The organism is Cupriavidus sp. (assembly GCF_057315035.1).
The window spans coordinates 84,624-103,680 of the sequence record NZ_DBHKYV010000028.1 but is presented as its reverse complement, the minus strand read 5'-3'; the positions used below and the strand labels follow the sequence as shown (position 1 = coordinate 103,680).

13 protein-coding genes and 1 tRNA gene are annotated in these 19,057 nt (G+C 63.0%); 1 reads left to right on the top strand and 13 read right to left on the bottom strand.

The genetic code is table 11. The features are described 5' to 3' along the window. Positions 1-281: 281 nt before the first annotated feature. The 12 genes from fur to fdnG form a co-directional block, all read right to left on the bottom strand. A complete protein-coding gene (gene fur, locus ACO550_RS27170) occupies positions 282-749 on the bottom strand; it encodes a ferric iron uptake transcriptional regulator (RefSeq protein WP_315595327.1) in 468 nt (155 codons plus the stop codon). Between the two features lie 643 nt (positions 750-1,392). Next, positions 1,393-1,833 (bottom strand): PRC-barrel domain-containing protein, encoded by a 441-nt coding sequence (locus ACO550_RS27165; RefSeq protein WP_315595328.1) that lies wholly within the window; start codon positions 1,831-1,833, stop codon positions 1,393-1,395. Between the two features lie 75 nt (positions 1,834-1,908). Further along, positions 1,909-4,200, bottom strand: coding sequence for a catalase (locus ACO550_RS27160; RefSeq protein ID WP_315595329.1), 2,292 nt, complete (start codon positions 4,198-4,200; stop codon positions 1,909-1,911). Between the two features lie 70 nt (positions 4,201-4,270). Next, the gene (gene selD, locus ACO550_RS27155) at positions 4,271-5,332 is read right to left on the bottom strand and encodes a selenide, water dikinase SelD (RefSeq protein ID WP_315595330.1); all 1,062 of its coding nucleotides are present in this window, start codon (positions 5,330-5,332) and stop codon (positions 4,271-4,273) included. A 2-nt stretch (positions 5,333-5,334) separates the two neighbouring features. Beyond that, entirely contained in the window at positions 5,335-6,450 is a 1,116-nt protein-coding gene (locus tag ACO550_RS27150) for a transglutaminase domain-containing protein (protein WP_315595331.1), read from the bottom strand. Positions 6,451-6,582: 132 nt separating this feature from the next. Beyond that, positions 6,583-6,678: transfer RNA gene (locus ACO550_RS27145), tRNA-Sec, on the bottom strand. 38 nt (positions 6,679-6,716) lie between these two features. Beyond that, on the bottom strand, positions 6,717-8,636 hold the full coding sequence (selB, locus tag ACO550_RS27140) for a selenocysteine-specific translation elongation factor (RefSeq protein WP_315595332.1): 1,920 nt from the start codon (positions 8,634-8,636) through the stop codon (positions 6,717-6,719). Beyond that, entirely contained in the window at positions 8,633-10,072 is a 1,440-nt protein-coding gene (gene selA, locus ACO550_RS27135; protein ID WP_315595333.1) for an L-seryl-tRNA(Sec) selenium transferase, read from the bottom strand. Before selA ends, selB begins: the two co-directional genes overlap by 4 nt. After that, entirely contained in the window at positions 10,062-11,003 is a 942-nt protein-coding gene (gene fdhE, locus ACO550_RS27130; RefSeq protein WP_485995028.1) for a formate dehydrogenase accessory protein FdhE, read from the bottom strand. Before fdhE ends, selA begins: the two co-directional genes overlap by 11 nt. A gap of 50 nt (positions 11,004-11,053) precedes the next feature. Beyond that, positions 11,054-11,698 carry a formate dehydrogenase subunit gamma gene (locus ACO550_RS27125; RefSeq protein WP_315595335.1) on the bottom strand — a complete coding sequence of 215 codons (645 nt, stop codon included), beginning with the start codon at positions 11,696-11,698 and terminating at the stop codon, positions 11,054-11,056. Next, positions 11,685-12,659, bottom strand: coding sequence for a formate dehydrogenase subunit beta (fdxH, locus tag ACO550_RS27120; protein WP_315595336.1), 975 nt, complete (start codon positions 12,657-12,659; stop codon positions 11,685-11,687). The genes ACO550_RS27125 and fdxH overlap by 14 nt, the downstream gene beginning before the upstream one ends. Positions 12,660-12,668: 9 nt before the next feature. Further along, complete coding sequence (fdnG, locus tag ACO550_RS27115) at positions 12,669-15,737, bottom strand: formate dehydrogenase-N subunit alpha (protein WP_315595337.1); 3,069 nt, start codon at positions 15,735-15,737, stop codon at positions 12,669-12,671. Positions 15,738-16,117: 380 nt separating this feature from the next. Between fdnG and ACO550_RS27110 the strand changes: the two genes are divergently transcribed. Beyond that, positions 16,118-17,782, top strand: a complete 1,665-nt coding sequence (locus ACO550_RS27110) for a hypothetical protein (RefSeq protein WP_315595338.1) — start codon at positions 16,118-16,120, stop codon at positions 17,780-17,782. A gap of 73 nt (positions 17,783-17,855) precedes the next feature. On the opposite strand, the gene ACO550_RS27105 is transcribed toward ACO550_RS27110, so the two are convergent. Further along, complete coding sequence (locus ACO550_RS27105; protein ID WP_485995026.1) at positions 17,856-18,710, bottom strand: metal-dependent hydrolase; 855 nt, start codon at positions 18,708-18,710, stop codon at positions 17,856-17,858. Positions 18,711-19,057 lie beyond the last annotated feature (347 nt).

The window sequence follows — 19,057 nt, the reverse complement described above, 5'->3', positions numbered from 1 at the left end:
CACGTAGACCGGTGCCGGGGCAACCACGACAGGGGCTGGGGCGATGGGTACGCCAAGGTTCACGTCGACATCGACGCGCGCCATGGCGGCAGTGGAGGCGGCCAACGCGGCGGCGCCGGCAACAAACAGCGAAACGGACAGGTAGAGGGGGCGCTTGCTCATGTGGATCACCAGTGGGTGAGATGACATGACTCCACTCTACCCATCTGGCGTATTACCGATTGCACGCCTTTGTAACTGCACTTCGTGTTTGTGTAAGAAACGTGCGCGCTACTTGTGTGCTACTTATACACTATGCCAGTGGCGGTTTCGATACTCGACTGCTGGCAGTCAGGGCACAGGCCGTACAACACCAGCATGTGCTCGCGAAGCACGAAATCGTTCCGCGCAGCCACCTGCTTCTGGCGTTGCTCGATGTCCTCGTCACGAAACTCCTCAACGATGCCGCAGCTCACGCAGATCAGATGGTCGTGATGGCCGCCCTCATTGAGTTCGAACACCGCATGGTCGGCTTCAAAGCTGTGGCGCAGCAGGATGTTGGCTTGCACCAGCTGGTTCAGCACGCGATACACGGTCGACAAGCCGGCGTCGACATCGAGATCGAGCAGAATCCGGTAGACATCTTCCGCGCTGAGGTGCCGACGATCGCTGTTGCGAAACGCTTCCAGCACATGCATGCGCGGCGACGTGGCTTTCAGGCCCGCGCGCTTGAGAGGGACGGCATCGGCATTCACGGTGGACGTAGGCATGCGGAATTTCGCGCCCGAAGCGGGCACTCGGTTAATACTCCAGGTCGGTGGATCCGGGCGGAGGGTGAGGGCCGACGCATATCTGGTCAGCCTACCCACCCGCCAAGGCTTGGCGGAATCAGGCGGGAAGCGACCGGACCGTGCGCTGCTGCGACACGTCCCGGGCGGCGCGCCGTGCCTGGACGGCGCGCGGAATAAAAAGGTGGCCTGGCTTGTTGCTGGATGACGCGATCGGGAAAACGGGGTCTGGATGTTTTCCCGATCTTCCTGCAACTGGCTACTACCAAACGCTCCGTGTCTCGGAGCGGTCCCCACAAAAGACGGTATCGGGCGCCGTAGCGTTCTGACTTGCTGCTGTAAATCAGCGTTCGATCTTCGCTACCACGTCCTGCAATCAGGTGAATCTGCTACTGGTACCAAGTTCTGTTGCTGGTGCCGCTGTCCGGTTTCGGCAGTGCCGTGCGTCAGACAGTGGTTGCATAGTAAATGGGAATCGATCTCATTTCAAGAGGTTTTTTTGTCCACATTGGGTTGAGTGTTTTTACGTGAGTTCGTACGCGGGGTCATCAGCTTGCATCGCCAGCTTGTAAGACCTGCCGGGCAGGGGCAGTTCCTTCTCATCGCTCTACGTCCTGAGAGTTGATCAGATTGCGCCGCGCACGTCGGTCCAGTAAGGATCGCGGTCGTAGTAGCGGTAGACGTCGGCGGCCCATTGCGGGTCAGCCATGCGTGGCCAGCTGTCCTTGTTGAAGCCGGGCGCATCCTTGATGCGATCGGCCGTCAGTCCGAGCCGGAAACACTTGGCATCGGTATCCATCACCAGTGCGCTCCAGGGAATCGCATGCAGGGTGTCGCCGATACCAAGAAAGCCGCCGGTCGTCAGCACCGCATAGGCAACGCGGCCGGCCTGCACGTCGATCATTACCTCCTTGATCTCGCCGACATGCTCGCCATCGGAGGCATAGACCTTGGTATCGTCGAGGCTCGATGCAGCCATGACTTCGGGGCCCGGGCCTTCGCCCACGCCGCTGCCCACGATGGCCGCGCCCTGGTTCGAAGTGAGAGTGGGGTCGTTCGGATTCATTGCAGTCTCCAGTTCATGCAAGGAACCCGAAGTCGCGCAACAAACATGCCCGCGTGAACCTGCGATCCAGAGCACTCACGCAGGAATCCGGCTCGCGTCGGCACGTTGCCACCAGCGATGCTGACCCACCGCTTCCAGAAACTCGCGATGATGCTTGCCGTTCTCACCCTTGCCGACGACCAGGCCTGGGCCTGCAAATCCGCCATCGATGCCCGCGCGCCGCGCGGCCTCCGATACCAGCATCGCGCCGCTGCCGCCTGCGCCAATCGCCTTGTAGTGCTTGTACGCCTCGCTGACGAATAGCAGGGCGGCGGGATCAGGGTCGGCGGGTGGGTTCTTGCCATCGGGAACATAGACCGCGTCGAACAGTACCGAGCCGACCGAGGCCAGTGCGTGATCGACGGCAAGTGTTCCACCGCCGGCCGTAGTCACGCTGCTCGCGCGTGGCCCGATGATCCGGATGTTTGCCTGCGCAGCCTTGGCCAATTTCCTGAGCGAAGCGACGGCTGCCTCGTCCACGCCGTCGTTAACCAGTACGGCCACGTTGCGGCCGGTAATGGCGCCCTTGGGCTGCGCATCGAGGCTCAGTGCCGGGGAACTGTCGATACCGTAGGTATCGATCTGGATATCCGGGCCCACTGGTTCCACGTCGATGCCGAGCTTGCTAGCCACACCATCGGCCAGTTCCTGCGCGATATGCACGATTTGGCCAACCACGCGTGCGCGGATCGTCGGGTCCGTGACCTTCGACAACTCGAACGCATATGCCGCGATGATCTGCTGCTGCTCGACCTCGGACTGGCTGCGCCAGAACAGGTTGGCCTGCGAGAAGTGGTCGGCAAACGTCTGGCTGCGTACACGCGCCTTGACCGCACCGTCTTCGGCGGGCGCGGCAAAATGCTGGTAGCCGTCCATCTCGCCAGCCAGGAACGGGCAGCCGCCACTGACCGAGTTGGGCTGGTAGCTTTCGCGCCCCCGCACCACGGTCTGCCGCATAAAGCCATCGCGCTGGTTGTTATGCACCGGGCAAAGCGGTCGATTGATCGGCAGCTCGTGGAAGTTGGGACCGCCGAGCCGCGTAATCTGCGTATCGATGTAGGAGAACAGCCGTGCGTGGAGCAGCGGGTCGTTGGTAAAGTCCATGCCCGGCACCAGATGCCCCGGATGGAAGGCCACCTGCTCGGTCTCGGCGAAGAAATTGTCGGGATTGCGGTTCAACACCATCCGGCCAATCCGCCGCACCGGTACCAGTTCTTCGGGAATCAGCTTGGTCGGGTCCTGCAGGTCGAAGCCGAACTTGAGCATTTCGGCCTCGGGTATCAACTGCACCCCGAATTCGTATTCGGGAAACTGTCCAGCCTCGATCGATTCCCACAAGTCGCGTCGATGGAAATCTGGGTCCTTGCCATTGATCTTGAGCGCTTCGTCCCACACCAGCGAATGTGCGCCGCCTACCGGCTTCCAGTGGTATTTGACTAGCGTGCTGGCGCCCTCGGCATTGATCAGGCGGAACGTATGCACGCCAAAGCCTTCCATGGTGCGGAAGCTGCGTGGCAGTGCGCGTCCCGACATGGTCCACAACACCATGTGCATCGATTCGGGCTGCAGCGAAACAAAGTCCCAGAACGTATCGTGCGCGGATGCCGCCTGCGGCATCTCGTTGTGCGGCTCGGGTTTGACCGAGTGCACGAAGTCCGGAAACTTGATGCCGTCCTGGATAAAGAACACCGGCATATTGTTGCCCACCAGATCGAAATTGCCTTGCCGCGTGTAGAACTTGGTGGCGAAGCCGCGCACATCGCGCGCGAGATCGGCGGAACCGCGCGAGCCGGCCACCGTGGAGAACCGCACGAATACAGGTGTCTTTTCGCCCACACGCGTCAGCAGGTCGGCGGTCGTGAATTCTTCCAGCGATTCGCTCAGTTCGAAATAGCCGTGGGCCGCAGCACCACGCGCATGGACCACCCGCTCGGGAATCCGCTCGTGGTCGAAGTGCGTAATCTTTTCACGAAGGTGGAAATCTTCCAGCAACGTGGGGCCGCGCAGACCGAGCTTCAGCGAGTCGTCATCCTGCGGAATCGGCAGGCCCTGATTGGTGGTCAGTGTCTTGCCTGCATTCGATACCACGTTACCGACGCTTGGCGAGCCTAGTCGCGCAGGTTGCCGCGCCAAGCGATCGGCGACAGCCTTCTCGTACGTGCCGTCATGGTTATTGCCGGCGGCGGTTTGCTGGCTGGGATTGGGATCGTGCTGATGCACCGCGTCGCGCCGGGATTGCTTGGCTGACGGGGCGGTAGAGGACGCGGTTGTACGGGCCTTTGCTCCAGCGGTAGGTGGCTTGTCTTTTTGTGGCGGTTGCTTCGGCATGGCAGTGTCTCCTGTGCGATGACGGACGTGTGAAACCGTCCGTTCCGCAGGATGCATGCCATGCGTACTCTTATGCAGTGACGCGTACCGCGATGGGTCCCGCCTGCATCGTGCCAAATACCGCCGCGTGACCGAAGCCTTCCTTCCTGAATACGCCGATTACCGCCTCCACGGCTTCCGGCGCACATGCAACCAGCAATCCTCCACTGGTCTGCGGATCGGTCAGCAACGCCTGCTGTACCGGCGAGACGCCAAGATCGAGCGTGACCTCGTGGCCGTAGCTGGCCCAGTTGCGCTTTGACGCACCGGTCACGGCCCCGCGCTCGGCCAATGCCGCTACGCCGGGCAGCAACGGTATGCGCGTTATGTCGAGCGTCGCACCGAGTCCGCTGCCGCGGCACATTTCCAGCAAATGGCCGAGCAGTCCGAAACCCGTAACATCGGTCATCGCATGCACGCCGTCCAATTCAGACAATGCCTTGCCCGGGGTGTTGAGCTTGGTCGTGCTTGCGATCATCTGCCCATAGCCATATGCATCGAGCAGATCCTTCTTGATGGCTGCCGAATACACGCCTACGCCCAATGGCTTGCCTAGCACGAGCACGTCGCCGGCGCGCGCATCGCGATTGCGCCTGACGCGATCCGGATGCACGAGCCCCATCACCACCAGGCCATAGATCGGTTCCACCGAGTCTATCGAGTGCCCACCGGCGATCGGGATGCCCGCTTCGGCGCAGACCGCTTCGCCGCCTTCAAGGATCTTGCCAATGGTGGCTGGCGACAGCTTGTCGATCGGCATGCCAACCAGCGCCAGCGCCATGATCGGCGTGCCGCCCATGGCATAGACATCGGAGATCGCATTGGTAGCCGCGATCCGGCCGAAATCATAGGGATCGTCGACCACTGGCATGAAGAAATCGGTCGTGGCCACCAGCGCCTGCGTATCGTTGATCCGATACACCGCGGCATCGTCGCTGGTCTCGATACCGACCAGCAGCGCGGGCGGTGCCGGGAAATGACGCGCATTGCGCAGGATTTCATTCAGCACGCCCGGTGCGATCTTGCAACCGCAGCCACCGCCGTGGGCCAGCGAGGTCAGGCGAACCTCGCCATCACATAAAGTTGCCTCCATCGTCAGGCAACCCTGCGCGACGTAATGCGATAGCCAAACGCTGCCGGATCCAGACTATCGAGCGTGCCGCTTGCAGTCTTGCCATTGGGATACATCAGGAATGGCACGGGTGTAGTGTCAATGCCGGGCAGGCGGACATCATGGCCATGGTTATAGGCCACCCAGTTGCCTTCCCATGCGCCCAACAACATGGCGCGAGCCGCGCGAACCTTGCTGTCGTTCATCGGCAGTCCGCCAGGGACCTCTTCGAGCGCCACCTTGCGGACGTCGGCAGGGTCCGCGGGAATCCAGCCGTAACCGGCTGCGTAGAATTCCGAGCGGCAATGCTGCGCCTTCGAAATATCGCCGGACTTGCCCAGCGCCTTGAAGCCAAGTTGGGAGTCGTCGACACGTACGCCGTAGGCATCGCGTGCGGGGATGCCGGCCGCGCGCGCCAGTGCCACGAACAGGCCATTGATATCGGCACACTTGCCGTTCATCAGGCCGCCAGTCTTCAGCATCGTCACCACGTCACCGGTGCCGCAGCCACGCACGCTGGCATCGCGGCAGGTATGGTCCACCACCCACTGGTAAATGGCGCGTGCCTTTGTCATGTCGTCGGTCATGCCGGCCGTGATGGAAAGCGCGGTCTTGCGTACGATGCCATCGGTCGGCATCAGCCGGGTCGGGCGTACATACTCGCGCAAGGCAGCAGCCGACTCGCGTGGTGCATTGGCCGACGGTGCTGCCCCGAGGTCGACGTCGCGGTCACGCAATGCAACATTGCTCGTGAGACGGGCCGTCAACGGCGCGCCGTGGGTAGGCGTGGGCCAGTCGATTACCAGCATGTCGACGCCATAGCGTCCGGTACGCGTGGCATTGGCCTGTGCACCGGGTGCGCGCCAGTCATTGGAAAGCGTACGCTGGTAATCGCCCAGTTGTGAGGCTGTGATGGGTAGCCAGACCGTGGCCGGGGCTGAAGTGGCTGGCAGGGTGACCTGCGTGGTGATCTCGTAGACGCGCCAGCCAGCCGATGCCGGCACTGCGTCTGCGGTTGCTGCAAATGCCGGCGCGATGCCCGTGGCGCCAACGGAAACGGGTACGGCGGCGCCAAGCCGCAGGAATGTGCGTCTATCCATGATACTCCCCTGGATGAGTAGTTCGACACTCGAAACTTGCCCAACCGCTGCTCATGCATGGTAGGTCACGTACGTCGAAACGGGAAATCGAGACAGGAAATCCGGACCGGAAATATGGGATGGGGGAGGGAATGGCGGAAAGCAGCAGGAGTCGAACCTACCTGGGAACGTCTGGCGCCCCCAACCGGGTTTGAAGCCCGGCCGCATCACCGGATACGGATGCCTTCCGTGGATCTTGCGTCTTGCAACGTCGATGATGCCTGCGGCTAATTGGCTGCCGCCAGTGGCCGCCATTCGCTGTCGGGGCGCAGCATGCGTGCATTGCCCACGCGGCGAGTGTATCCCGCGCGATCAAAGAACTCCAGAACCTGGATCGAGCGCTTGCGGCCCAGTCCCACTGCATCGCGAAATGCGATTACCTCAACCCGGCCGTGCGCGGCGGCCAGCGTACCGAACACCTTGGCCAGTGTTTCCACGCTGTGTTCAGCGTAGAACAGGTCGCGCACCACCTGGTGCACCGCACCTTGCCGCGCGAGCTTGCGCAATAGCTGCCGTATCTGTTCCTCAGGCACGTTCAGTGCCACCGCGTGTTCGCGTACCCAGGGCGGATCGAAGCCGCCTGCCGCCACGCGAGGGAGCAGCCGGGTGGCCAGCGCCTGCTCATTATCGGTCAGCGTGACTTCATGTCCGGGCAGACGCAGCCAGCCGCCGCGGCGCTCCACCGCGTGCTGCTGCACCAGCGTATCGAGCAAGGCCGACCACAGCGTATCGGGCACCGGCGCACCGGCAAACGCCAGCCGGCGCAGCGAGCCCGCGCCCAGGCCCGGCTCGTCGGGCATGCGCGCGTGGAATGCGGTCAGGGTGTCGATCACCCGCACCCGCAGCGTGTCGAGATACGGCGACAGGATCAGGCTGTCACCGATCCGTGCTACCGCGTCGGCTGCGTCGGGCAGCGTCCATTCATCCTGCTTCAGGCCGGTCAATCGTACGATCCGCTCAGCAGAGACGCCATGTGGTGCGCGTTCCAGCAATGGCAACAGGCCCTCACCATCAAGCATGCGTTCGACGCCGTGCAGCCAGCCCAGCCGTTCAGGCGTACGCCGATAGCGCTCGGGTGCCACGTTGTCGAGCACCACGCCGCCGCCGACGGTCTGCGTAGCCTGGGCGTTGCGGACGATAAAACGGTCACCGGCCAGCGCGCAGACCGGAGCCTTGAATACGAGTTGCGCGAGCGCCGACACGCCGGCTTCCAGTGTCTCGCAATCCAGCAGCACCACGTTTGCCACGCGATGTGCGGCACCCAGATGCACATGCAGCGGGGTCCAGTGGCCAATGCGGAAATCTGCGCCGCGTTGCAATGTGAGCCGCACGTCGATGCGCGTGACCGGTGCCATCAGCGCGGGATCCACGATCCAGTCACCACGCCGGATCTGCTCCTTGTCGATACCAGCCAGATTGAGCGCACAGCGCTGGCCCGCGACGCCGGTCTCGGCGGGCCGCTGCTGTGCATGGATGCTGCGCACGCGTGCCGCCAGGCCGGACGGCGCGACCTGCATGACATCCCCCACGTGCACCCGCCCATTGAATACCGTGCCGGTGACCACCGTGCCATGCCCCGCCAGCGTGAATACACGATCCACGGCCAGCCGGAACAAGCCACCGGTGCGATGTTCGGGCAAATGCTGCGCGGCATCGTGCAACCATGTACGTAGATCGACCACGCCCGGATCGGCCGGGGCGGTGGCGTTGAGCGGGAAAATGGGGGCGCCGGCATAGCGCGTGCTGGCCAGCAGTGCATCGATATCGCCGCGCACGGCTTCAAGCTGCCTCGCGTCGGCGCGGTCGGCCTTGCTCAGTGCCACCACCGCACGCGTGACGCCGAGCTGTTCGAGGATTGCCAGATGCTCGCGCGTTTGAGGCATCACGCCATCGTCGGCGGCGATAACCAGCAGCGCAAGGTCGATACCGCTGGCGCCGGCGGCCATCGTATGGATCAGGCGCTCGTGTCCAGGTACATCGATATAGCCGAGCACGTCGCCATTGGGCAGCGGCGTATAGGCATAGCCGAGTTCAATCGAAATGCCGCGTGCCTTCTCTTCCTTGAGCCGGTCCGTGTCGACACCGGTCAGCGCACGTACCAGCGTGGTCTTGCCATGGTCGATATGCCCGGCCGTGCCGACGATCATGGGCGCAGCGCCTCCGCGAGCAACGGCCATTGCGCAACGAAGGCGGCTTCGTCAGCGGCCTCCAGGCAGCGCAGGTCCAGCCACAGTGTCTGTTCGGCAATGCGTCCGATGACCGGACGTGGCAGATTGCGCAGCGCGGCCTCCAGTTGCTGGAGCTTGCGTCCCGTACGTCGGGACGCATCGCCTGTGCCGACCACCAGCCCATGGCTCGGCAACTGCCCACCAGGCATTGCGCCGCTGCCGATCTGGCTGACCATCGGCACGGACGTTACCTGCCATGCTTCGCCCAGCGCGGCCTGTAGCCCGGGCAGCAAGCGTTCTGCAAGCTCGGCAATCTCGGTCGCCGGACGGGTCAGCAGCCGCAACGTCGGCAGTGCGGCTGCCAGCGTATCCGGATCTCGATACAGCTGCAGCACCGGCTCCAGCGCCGCCAGCGTCAGCTTGCCCACGCGCAGCGCGCGTTTGAGCGGATTTTTCTTGATCTTTGCGATCAGGTCGGCACGCCCGACGATCAGGCCAGCCTGTGGGCCACCCAGCAGCTTGTCGCCGCTGAATGTCACCAGGTCCGCGCCGGCCTCGATGGTTTCGCGCACCGTGGTTTCGCGTGGCAGACCCCATTTGGTCAGGTCGCACAAGGTGCCGCTGCCCAGATCGACCACCACCGGAATGCCATGGGGCTGGGCGATGCGTACCACCTCTGCCACGTCCACGCTGCGCGTAAATCCCGTGATCTCGTAGTTGCTGCAATGCACCTTCATCAGCAATGCCGTGCGCGAACCGATGGCGTTGGCGTAATCATGCGGATGCGTACGGTTGGTGGTGCCGATCTCGACCAGCTTCACGCCGGCGCGCTGCATGATGTCCGGAATGCGAAATGCGCCGCCAATTTCGACGAGTTCGCCGCGCGACACGATCACCTCGTGCCGCGGAGCCAGCGTACTGAGCATCAGCAGCACCGCGGCAGCGTTATTGTTGACTACGGTGGCGGCTTCGGCGCCGGTCAGCGTACACAGCAAGTCGTCGACCAGATCGTCGCGATCACCGCGTGCGCCAGTCGCGAGATCGAATTCCAGATTGGCCGGTGCGGTCATGGCGCGCATCACGGCCTGCACCGCGCTTTCTGGCAGCAGCGCGCGGCCCAGGTTGGTATGCAACACGGTGCCGGTCAGGTTGAACACGGCACGCAGGCGCGGCGCGCTGTCGCGCGCAAGCTGGGTGGCCAGCGCATCGTGCAGCGCGCTTTCGCTCAGAGCCTGGCGAGTGAGATCCCCGGCAACCGCCTGTGCGCGCAGGGTATCGAGCAGGCGACGCAAGGCTTCCGTCGTCGACGCACGGCCGTACTGGTCGAGCAAGGGCTGCAGTACTGACAGGCCGAGCAGGCGGTCGACCGAGGGAATATCTGAAGGTTGTGCCGGCATCGAAACGCTATCGTTCATCGACGGCGTGCTCCGTATCTTCATCATCGGCCAGCCATAACAGCGGATTCCCGTTGGACCGCCCGTACCCGGCTTCGCCCATCATCACATCGAGCGCCAGTGATGCGAGGTCGTCGGCCAAGGGCTCGGCCAGCGGGTCCTTCTCCATATAGCTGATCTTGCGATAGTGATGGCACTGGTCGCAGGTTTCGGCCTTGAGCGCTTCGCCCTGGCCTTCCACGGCGTAGTAGCTGATGCCTTCGGTGGTTTCGCAATGGGTGCACTTGACGCGCACCATATGCCATTCGGTCGCGCAGTGCCCGCAATGCAGGTAGCGCAGGCCCTGGAAGCGCCCGCCAATGCGGACGATGCTGGCCACCGGTGGCGTGCCGCAGACTGGACAGACCGTATGCACATCGAGAACCGGAATGTCCTGCTCGCGCAGTTGACTGGCCAGCACCGTGCGATCGAGCTGCAACGCCGCCATCAGCAGCGGGGCAAGAGTGGTATCCACCGCGGCATCGGCAACATCGGCATGAGCCAGCAAGGACAGGAGCTGGGCATGTCGCGCATCGGCGGACATGGCTTGCAGTGCAACAATTGGCTTCGTTAGTTCCGGCGCGCTGGTGGCAAGACGTTCAAACAGGGCATCGGCGCCGTATAGCGGGCCGGGCGCCGAGGGGTCCAGCACAGGCATGCAATGCGCGCCAGCGCGTTCGAGGTCGGCGGGCGAGGGGATGGGGATATCGAGCGATTGGGCTACCGCATGCTGGGCATCGGCAACGGTGGCCATCAGCAGCAGATAGGGCCCGATCGGGTTGGCTGGCGCCAGCTGGCGCAGGCGCTGGGCCCGCGCGCTGAAAATTTCGGTGCGCTCGGGCAGACGCACTCGCGCAATCGCGAGATGGTCGATCGATTCGATTTCGGCTGGCTCAAGTATGCGCTGCACCATCGTACCGTTCATCCTTTGGGGTCCCGATGGTGTCAGCCACGCGGGCCCGCCTATTTGTCTCCGGGCCGGAAGTTCTCGCGGAACCAGGCACGGTGATGTTTCCACGCCCAGCCCGGTGTCACCGTGCCACGCGTCATCGCCTGTACCGACCCCTTGACCCAGACCGCTGCATAGATGTGCACAATAATGCCGCAAATCAGCAGGAAGGCGCAAACGGCATGCACCACCGACGCCAGCCGGATACCCCAGATCGGGAAAAACGCCGAGAAATAGGTACGCCAGATAACGATGCCGCTTAGCAGCAAGAGCAGCAGGCAGGCCACCATCAAAAAGAACAGCAGCTTCTGCCCGGCGTTGTAGCGGCCTACGTCGGGCAGGTTCTCCTCGTGATTGGTCAACACATCCTTGCCGTGGCGCAGCCATTCGCGGTCGGTCCAGGTGATCAGGTTGTGATGCCAGAACTTCACTGCCAGGATCGCAAACGCCACGAACATCACGATGCCGATAAACGGGTGCAGGATGCGGGTCCACGTACCGCCGCCAAACAGGTTGCTCATCCAGAACATCGACGGATGAAACAGCGCCAGCCCCGACAGCGCCAGCAGGATGAAGGTCAGCGCGACGATCCAGTGGTTGGTGCGCTCGCCGGCGGAATAGCGGCGGATGGTTGCCTCGCGGCGCTTATCGATTCTCATCGCGGACCTCCTCGGGCGGCACGATTTCATCGGGGGTGCTGCTGGGTCGCGGGTTGTCGCGGCCCCAGCGCACGATCTCGTCTTCGGCTGCGGCCTCATCCTCGGGGCCGGTCTCGTTCGGTCCCACGCGGATGTAGTGGAAGAAGCCGGCAATTGCCGCCAACGCCATGCCTGCCACGGCCAGCGGCTTGGCGATACCCTTCCACAGGCCAACCAGCGGACTGATATGCGGGTCGTCAGGCAGGCCGTGATACAGGTTCGGCTGATCCGCGTGGTGCAAGACGTACATCACGTGCGTGCCGCCCACGCCGGCCGGGTTGTACAGGCCGGCCTTCTCGAAGCCGCGCGATTTCAGGTCGACGATGCGTTCCTCGGCATGCGCGATCATGTCGGTCTTGGTGCCGAACACGATAGCGCCGGTCGGACAGGTTTTTACGCAGGCCGGTTCCTGGCCCACGGCCACGCGGTCCGAGCAAAGCGTGCATTTGTACGCCTTGTGGTCCTGTTTCGAGATGCGCGGAATATTGAACGGGCAACCCGTGATGCAGTACCCGCAGCCGATGCAGTTTTCCTCGTGGAAATCGACGATGCCATTCGCATACTGCACGATGGCTCCCGGCGACGGGCATGCCTTCAGGCAGCCCGGGTCCTCGCAATGCATGCAGCCGTCCTTGCGGATCAGCCATTCGAGGTTGCCGTTCGGATTTTCGTACTCGGCAAACCGCATCAGCGTCCAGGTGTGCTCGTTGAGGTCGGCCGGATTGTCATAGACGCCGACATTGGTGCCCACCTCGCCGCGCAGGTCGTTCCATTCCATGCAGGCGGCCTGGCATGCCTTGCAGCCGATGCACTTGGTGGTGTCGATCAGCTTGGCCACGCTGCCGGTGACCGGTTCGCGTACGCTCGGCGACGGCGTGGTGGTGGCCGAGCGGCGCACGATATCGAGAGACTGTAGTGCCATCGCTGTCTCCTATGCCCTTTCGACCTTCACCATGAACGACTTGAACTCCGGCGTCTGGGTGTTGCCGTCGCCCACGAAGGGCGTCAGCGTGTTGATCAGGAAGCCGGGCTTGGTCAGGCCGGTAAAGCCCCAGTGCAACGGAATGCCCACCATGTGCACGGTCTTGCCGTCGATCTTGAACGGCTTGATCCGCTTGGTCACCAGCGCCACCGCCTTGATATAGCCGCGCGTCGACGACACTTTGACGCGGTCGCCAGCCTTTACGCCCACCTGTTTGGCCAGGTCCTCGCCAATCTCCACGAACTGTTCCGGCTGCAGGATCGCGTTGATGCGCGCATGCTTGGTCCAGTAGTGGAAATGCTCGGTCAGCCGATATGTGGTGGCGATTACCGGGTAGGCATCGGGCTTGCCGAACTGTGCCCAGTCTTCCTTGAACACGCGCGCCGCCGGATTGCTGACGACTTTCGATTCCTTGCCGTTGAGCGGGTTGTAGCCGAGCGGATTCTCGAACGGCTCATAGTGCTCGGGGAATGGCCCCTCCACCATGTTCTGCCGCGCAAAGAAGCGTGCCACGCCTTCGGCCTGCATGATGAATGGCCCCATGCCGTTGGCCGGGTCTTCATCGAGCTTGAAGTCTGGCGTGTCGAAGCCGGTCCAGCTCTTGCCGTTCCACGCGATCAGCTTGCGCGCCGGATTGAACGGCTTGCCGCTGACATCGCACGAGGCCCGGTTGTACAGCACGCGCCGGTTGGCCGGCCACGCCCACGACCAGTTCAGGTTCTGGCCAATGCCGGTAGGGTCGCTGTTGTCGCGCTTGGCCATCTGGTTGCCAGCCTGCGTCCAGGATCCGCAATAGATCCAGCAGCCGCTCATGGTGCTGCCGTCGGCCTGCAACTCGCCAAAGCTGTTCAGCTGTTCGCCGGCCTTGCGCACCACCTTGGTGGCATCCTTGGGGTCCGCCAGGTCGGTCAGTGCCCGGCCCGAATACTCCTTGGCCAGTTCTTCCGGCGTGGGCGAATCGGGCACGGCATATGGCCACCACAGGTTGACGATCGGATCGGGGTACCTGCCGCCATCCTTCTGGTACATCTGCCGGATCTTGAGGAACAGCGCCGACATGATCTCGATATCGCTGCGCGCCTCGCCCGGTGGATCGGCGCCTTGCCAGTGCCATTGCAGCCAGCGCGACGAATTGACCAGCGCACCGTTCTCCTCGGCAAAACACGTGGTGGGTAGCCGGAACACCTCGGTCTGGATCGACTTCGGATCGACGTTGTTCGACTCGCCCACATTGCGCCAGAACTCGGAGGTCTCGGTGGCCAGCGGGTCCATGACCACCATGAACTTGAGCTGGCTCAGGCCCTTGAGCAGCTTGGCCTTGTTCGGGGCCGCGGCCAGCGGGTTGAAACCCTGCAGGATGTAGCCGTTGATGCGGCCGGCGTTCATCAGCTCGAACACCTGCAACATGTCATAGGGCTTGTCGAGCTTGGGCAGGTAGTCGAACGCCCAGTTGTTCTCGGCCGTGGCGGCCGGGCCCCACCAGGCCTTCATCAGGCTGACGTGGAACTTGGCATAGTTCTGCCAGTAGCTGAGCTGGTTGGGCCGCAGTGGCTTGAACGCGCGTGCCTCGATGTACTTGGCGTAGTCCTGCTCGCTATCCCCGGGCAGTGTCAGGTAGCCCGGCAGCAGGTTGGTCATCAGCCCCAGGTCGGTCAGGCCCTGGATGTTCGAGTGGCCGCGCAACGCGTTCATGCCGCCACCGGCGATGCCGATATTGCCCAGTAGCAACTGCACCATGGCACCGGTGCGGATCATCTGCGAGCCAACCGAATGCTGCGTCCAGCCGAGCGCGTACATGATGGTCATGGCGCGTGTGGGCGTGGCCGTGGTCGCCATCATCTCGCACACCTTCAGGAACTTGTCCTGCGGCGTGCCGCAGACGCGCTCCACCATCTCCGGCGTATAGCGCGCGTAGTGCGCCTTCAGCAGGTTGTAGACGCATCGCGGATGCGCCAGCGTGGGATCAGTCTTTACAAAGCCGTCGTCGCCGCGCTCGTAGTCCCAGGTTTCCTTGAGGTAGTGACGCTTGTCGGCGTCGTAGCCCGAGAAGATGCCGTCCTTGAACTGGTAGTCCTCGCGCACGATAAACGTGAAGTCCGTGTAGTTCTTCACGTACTCGTGCTGGATCTTGTCGTTCTCCAGCAGCCAGCGGATCACGCCGCCCAGGAACACGATATCGGTACCGGTGCGGATCTGCACGTAATAGTCCGCCACGGACGCCGAGCGCGTGAAGCGCGGGTCCACCACGATCAGCCGCGCCTTGTTGTGCGCCTTGGCCTCGGTGACCCATTTGAAACCACACGGGTGTGCCTCGGCGGCATTGCCGCCCATGATCAGGATTACGTCCGCGTTCTTGATGTCGACCCAATGGTTCGTCATCGCTCCACGGCCAAACGTCGGGGCAAGACCTGCCACCGTCGGGCCATGTCAGACACGTGCCTGGTTGTCGAACCCCAGCATGCCAAGACTGCGGATCGTCTTGTGCGTGATGTAACCCACCTCGTTGCTGCTGGCGGAAGCCGCGAGCATGGCGGTGGACAGCCATCGGTTGACCGTCTGCCCCTTTTCATCCTTGTCGATGAAATTGGCGTCGCGGTCCTGCTTCATCAGCTTGGCAATGCGGTCCAGCGCGTCATCCCATGACATGCGCTGCCACTTGTCCGATCCCGCGGCGCGGTATTCGGGGTATTGCAGGCGGTTGGGACTGTGGATGAAGTCGATCAGCGCCGCGCCCTTGGGGCACAGCGTGCCACGATTGACCGGATGGTCGGGGTCGCCCTCGATATGGATGATGCTGGCCTTGGCGTTCTTGGCCTTGTCACCAAGGCTGTACATCAGCAGGCCGCACGCCACCGAACAGTAGGGGCATGTATTGCGGGTTTCGGTGGTGCGCGCCAGCTTGTAGGCCCGCACCTCTGCCAGCGCCACGTCGGGCGCGAACCCGATCAGCGCAAGGCTCGACCCCGCCAGCGACGCTCCCGAAAATTTCAGGAACTGTCGGCGGTTCATCGTAACCATGGGGACACCTCCTTGTACCGGACCGCCGTCCGGTCATGGATTTTCTGCAGGGACAGAGACGAGTATAGGCATTAGTGGCGTTTTAGCTATGTGCGCTGCGGCTTTGTGATGGGGACCCCCTGTTTTCTCCCCTCTCCCGCGTTGCGGGAGAGGGGAGCCAACCATCGGGTAGGCATTTGTATCGCAAAGATGTCAAATCTGACATTTGTCAATGCCCCTGTTGTGGGTTATCCGGCGCATTGGAGTTGCGACACACTCCACGCCGCCTGTCATTGGCCCGTGCGGCCATGCCAGCGGCGCGCATGCCAGCAGATGGAGCGGACCGGGGTCGGCCGCCCAGCATGCGCGATGCAAGCCAATCAAAAAAAAGAGATACAGGGATGAAATCGAAACTGATTCTTACGGGCCTTACGGGTCTGACGGTGGCCGTGCTGGCTGCTTGCGGCGGTGGCGACGGTGGTAGCAGCACTAGCACTAGCACTAGCACTGGCGACTCGACCAAGACGGTTGCTTCCACCAAGGTCAGTGGCACCGCCGCGACCGGTGCCGCGCTGGCGGGTGCGACGGTGTCGGCAAAATGCGCATCGGGTAGTGGTAGCGCCACAACGGCCGCCGACGGTACGTTCACGATCAATATTGAAAACGCCCAGCGCCCCTGCGTGCTGAGCGTCACGACGCCAGACGGCACGACGCTGCATTCGGTGGTGGAAGCCGGCAGCGAAAACAGCGTGGTGGCCAACGTCACGCCGTTCACGGAACTGATCACGGCCGCGCTGGCCCAGGGCAGCACCAAGACGTTCTTCGAGCAGTTTGACGCCAATGCGCAAGCGCGCCTGACGTCGGCCAACCTGGCTACGTCGACCCAAACCGTGCGGACCACGCTGACCGGCCTGGTGGACCTGACCGGCTTCGACCCGCTCAAGGGCGCGCTGGTGGCTGCCAACAATGGCAAGACCGGCAATGCGCTGGATCAGCTGCTGGACCAACTGGGCGCCCGCCTGAAGTCGTCCGGCGCCACCGTGGGCGACCTGTCGACGGCCATCGGCAGCAATGCCGGCACCGTCGCCATCGGCACGATCCTGCAAAAGGCATCGGCGACCTGCGCCGGCCTGCGTACGGGCGACTATTTCTTGATGGGTCCCGGTGGCGGTGGTTTCCCGGCGAGCATCGACGCCGACACACTTACGTTGACGCCTAAGCTGGTCTTGGTCAATGTGGTGTCGCCGAGCGCATCGATTGCTGCGATTCCGCTGATCGCCAACGCCACTGAAGCCTGCCGCTTCGACATCACTGGCGCAAGCAGCATGCTGGTCTCGAAGTCGGGCTTGGGCATGCTGATTCCGGCCGCCGGCACGGTGGCTACGGGCGCCTTGCCGAACCTGATCGTACCGGCACAGAAGCTGACGCTGGCCGAACTGGCTGGCGACTGGAACGCGCTGACGTTCGAGACGGGTGGCAGCGGCGCGCCGACCTCCGCACGTGTATCGTTCACGCTGGACGCCAACGGCAAGATGACGGCCGCACAGACGTGCAATGACGACAATGTGTGCGCCGCGTGGACTGCCGGCGAGCTGGCAACGCTGACGCAGCAAGCCGACGGCTCCTATCTGGCCGTCGATGCTATTCACACCAGTTTTGCGGTGGGCTTCAAGAGCACCGATGGCGTGATTTCCGCGGTGATCAGCAAGTACGACGGCATCATGGTGGCTGCCAAGCAGAATGTGCGCGCGTTGCCGGTGGTGGGTTCCACTAACGCTTACTGGGACTTCGTGGCATTCAACGATACGTCCGCGCAGTTCAACCGCGCGTCGACCACCATCCTGAGCGTCGATGCCGTCAACAACATGTACACGCGCAAGCGTAACGAAGACGGCCGTCTGGATACCTGGAAGCAGAATTTCCCGACCAATGGCCTGCGCTACCGCGCGAAGAGCGCCGGCGCGGACGAAGCGTTCCAGTTGACGCTGGGTAACACCGGCGTGGGCGTAAACGTTGGCCTGCATGTATCGAAGCCGTACTTCGATATCTCGGTGGGTCGTCCGTGATGGAAGCCTGACGACGCGTCATGACGTAGAAAAAAAGCCCGCGGGTGCATAAGCACCCGCGGGCTTTTTCACATCAGAAATCCATCTTCTGCCCCGGTTCCGGCACGATCACGGCGGTGGTGGCCGCCGTCCCCATTGCGGTCTTCAGTTCCGCCGGCGTGCCACGCGCCATCGGACTGGTGCCGTAGTGCATCGGGATCGCGTACTTCGGCTTGATAAAGTCGCGCAGCGCTACAGCGGCATCCTGCGGACCCATCGTGAAATGGTCGCCGATCGGGATCATTACCAGGTCGGGCTTGTAGCGATCGGCCACCATGATCATGTCGCCGAACAGGGCGGTATCGCCCATATGCCAGATCTTGAAGCCGTTCTCCATCTCGATGATGTAGCCCACCGGCTCGCCGCCGTAGTGAACCTCATCCTTGCCGGTGGCCGGGTTCTTCCACGACAGCTCCGAGGCATGTTCGGCATGCACCGCCGTGATCTTGGGGCCGTTGGCACCAAATGGCAGGATGGTGCCACCCTTGCCAAAGCTCTGCGCCAGGTTGGCCGGCACAATGCCCAGGCTTATCAGTTGTCGACCCATGCCGCCGGCGTTCCAGATTGGCGCGTTGTTGAGCTTGGCCAGATCCGGCGCATCGCCAAGGTGATCGCCATGGGCATGCGTGACCAGGATCAGGTCGACCTTGCCCAGCGCCGACAATTGCTTGAAGGCTGCCGGTGTCTTCGGATTGCCGGTCAACCACGGATCGACCACGATCACCTTGCCACCGGGCGTGGTGATGCGGATGGCGGACTGGCCCAGCCAGAGCACCTCGGTTTTCCCGGCGGCGGTTGGGGCCGGCGTGGTGGCCGGCTGCGAGGGCACCGGTGGATTGGCAACCTGCGATGCGCAGGCGCTGAGCGCGGCAACGGCGCAGGCCAGCAACAGGTGGTGCAGGCGAACCGGTGAGCGTGGGGAGTCAGTGAGACGAGGAGGGTGAGAGGGGTGAGAGGGGCGGTGTTTGAGCATGCTGGTCCCTGGTTGAAGTGGTATCGACAGCGGAGCCGCACCGCTTCAGGGGTATCACGCAGGCACTGAGGCGTTGCGTTGGGAAGTATTTGCAGGTCGAACCGCGCTGTCAACTGGCGATATCGCTCGGCTCCCGATTCGAACTTGTAACGCCGGATTCCAGAAATGACCCGCCAGCGCCGTTGCCAGGCCGTTACTGGCGCGGCGTGCTTACATCTGCTCACCATCACGTAAACCAATGTAATCGTTCGACGTCCATCATG

Excerpts from the sequence above, each read along its gene's own strand:
- fur (WP_315595327.1), bottom strand. The coding sequence starts at position 749 with ATGCCTACGTCCACCGTGAATGCCGATGCCGTCCCTCTCAAGCGCGCG.
- ACO550_RS27165 (WP_315595328.1), bottom strand. The coding sequence starts at position 1,833 with ATGAATCCGAACGACCCCACTCTCACTTCGAACCAGGGCGCGGCCATC.
- ACO550_RS27160 (WP_315595329.1), bottom strand. The coding sequence starts at position 4,200 with ATGCCGAAGCAACCGCCACAAAAAGACAAGCCACCTACCGCTGGAGCA.
- selD (WP_315595330.1), bottom strand. The coding sequence starts at position 5,332 with ATGGAGGCAACTTTATGTGATGGCGAGGTTCGCCTGACCTCGCTGGCC.
- ACO550_RS27150 (WP_315595331.1), bottom strand. The coding sequence starts at position 6,450 with ATGGATAGACGCACATTCCTGCGGCTTGGCGCCGCCGTACCCGTTTCC.
- selB (WP_315595332.1), bottom strand. The coding sequence starts at position 8,636 with ATGATCGTCGGCACGGCCGGGCATATCGACCATGGCAAGACCACGCTG.
- selA (WP_315595333.1), bottom strand. The coding sequence starts at position 10,072 with ATGAACGATAGCGTTTCGATGCCGGCACAACCTTCAGATATTCCCTCG.
- fdhE (WP_485995028.1), bottom strand. The coding sequence starts at position 11,003 with ATGGTGCAGCGCATACTTGAGCCAGCCGAAATCGAATCGATCGACCAT.
- ACO550_RS27125 (WP_315595335.1), bottom strand. The coding sequence starts at position 11,698 with ATGAGAATCGATAAGCGCCGCGAGGCAACCATCCGCCGCTATTCCGCC.
- fdxH (WP_315595336.1), bottom strand. The coding sequence starts at position 12,659 with ATGGCACTACAGTCTCTCGATATCGTGCGCCGCTCGGCCACCACCACG.
- ACO550_RS27110 (WP_315595338.1), top strand. The coding sequence starts at position 16,118 with ATGAAATCGAAACTGATTCTTACGGGCCTTACGGGTCTGACGGTGGCC.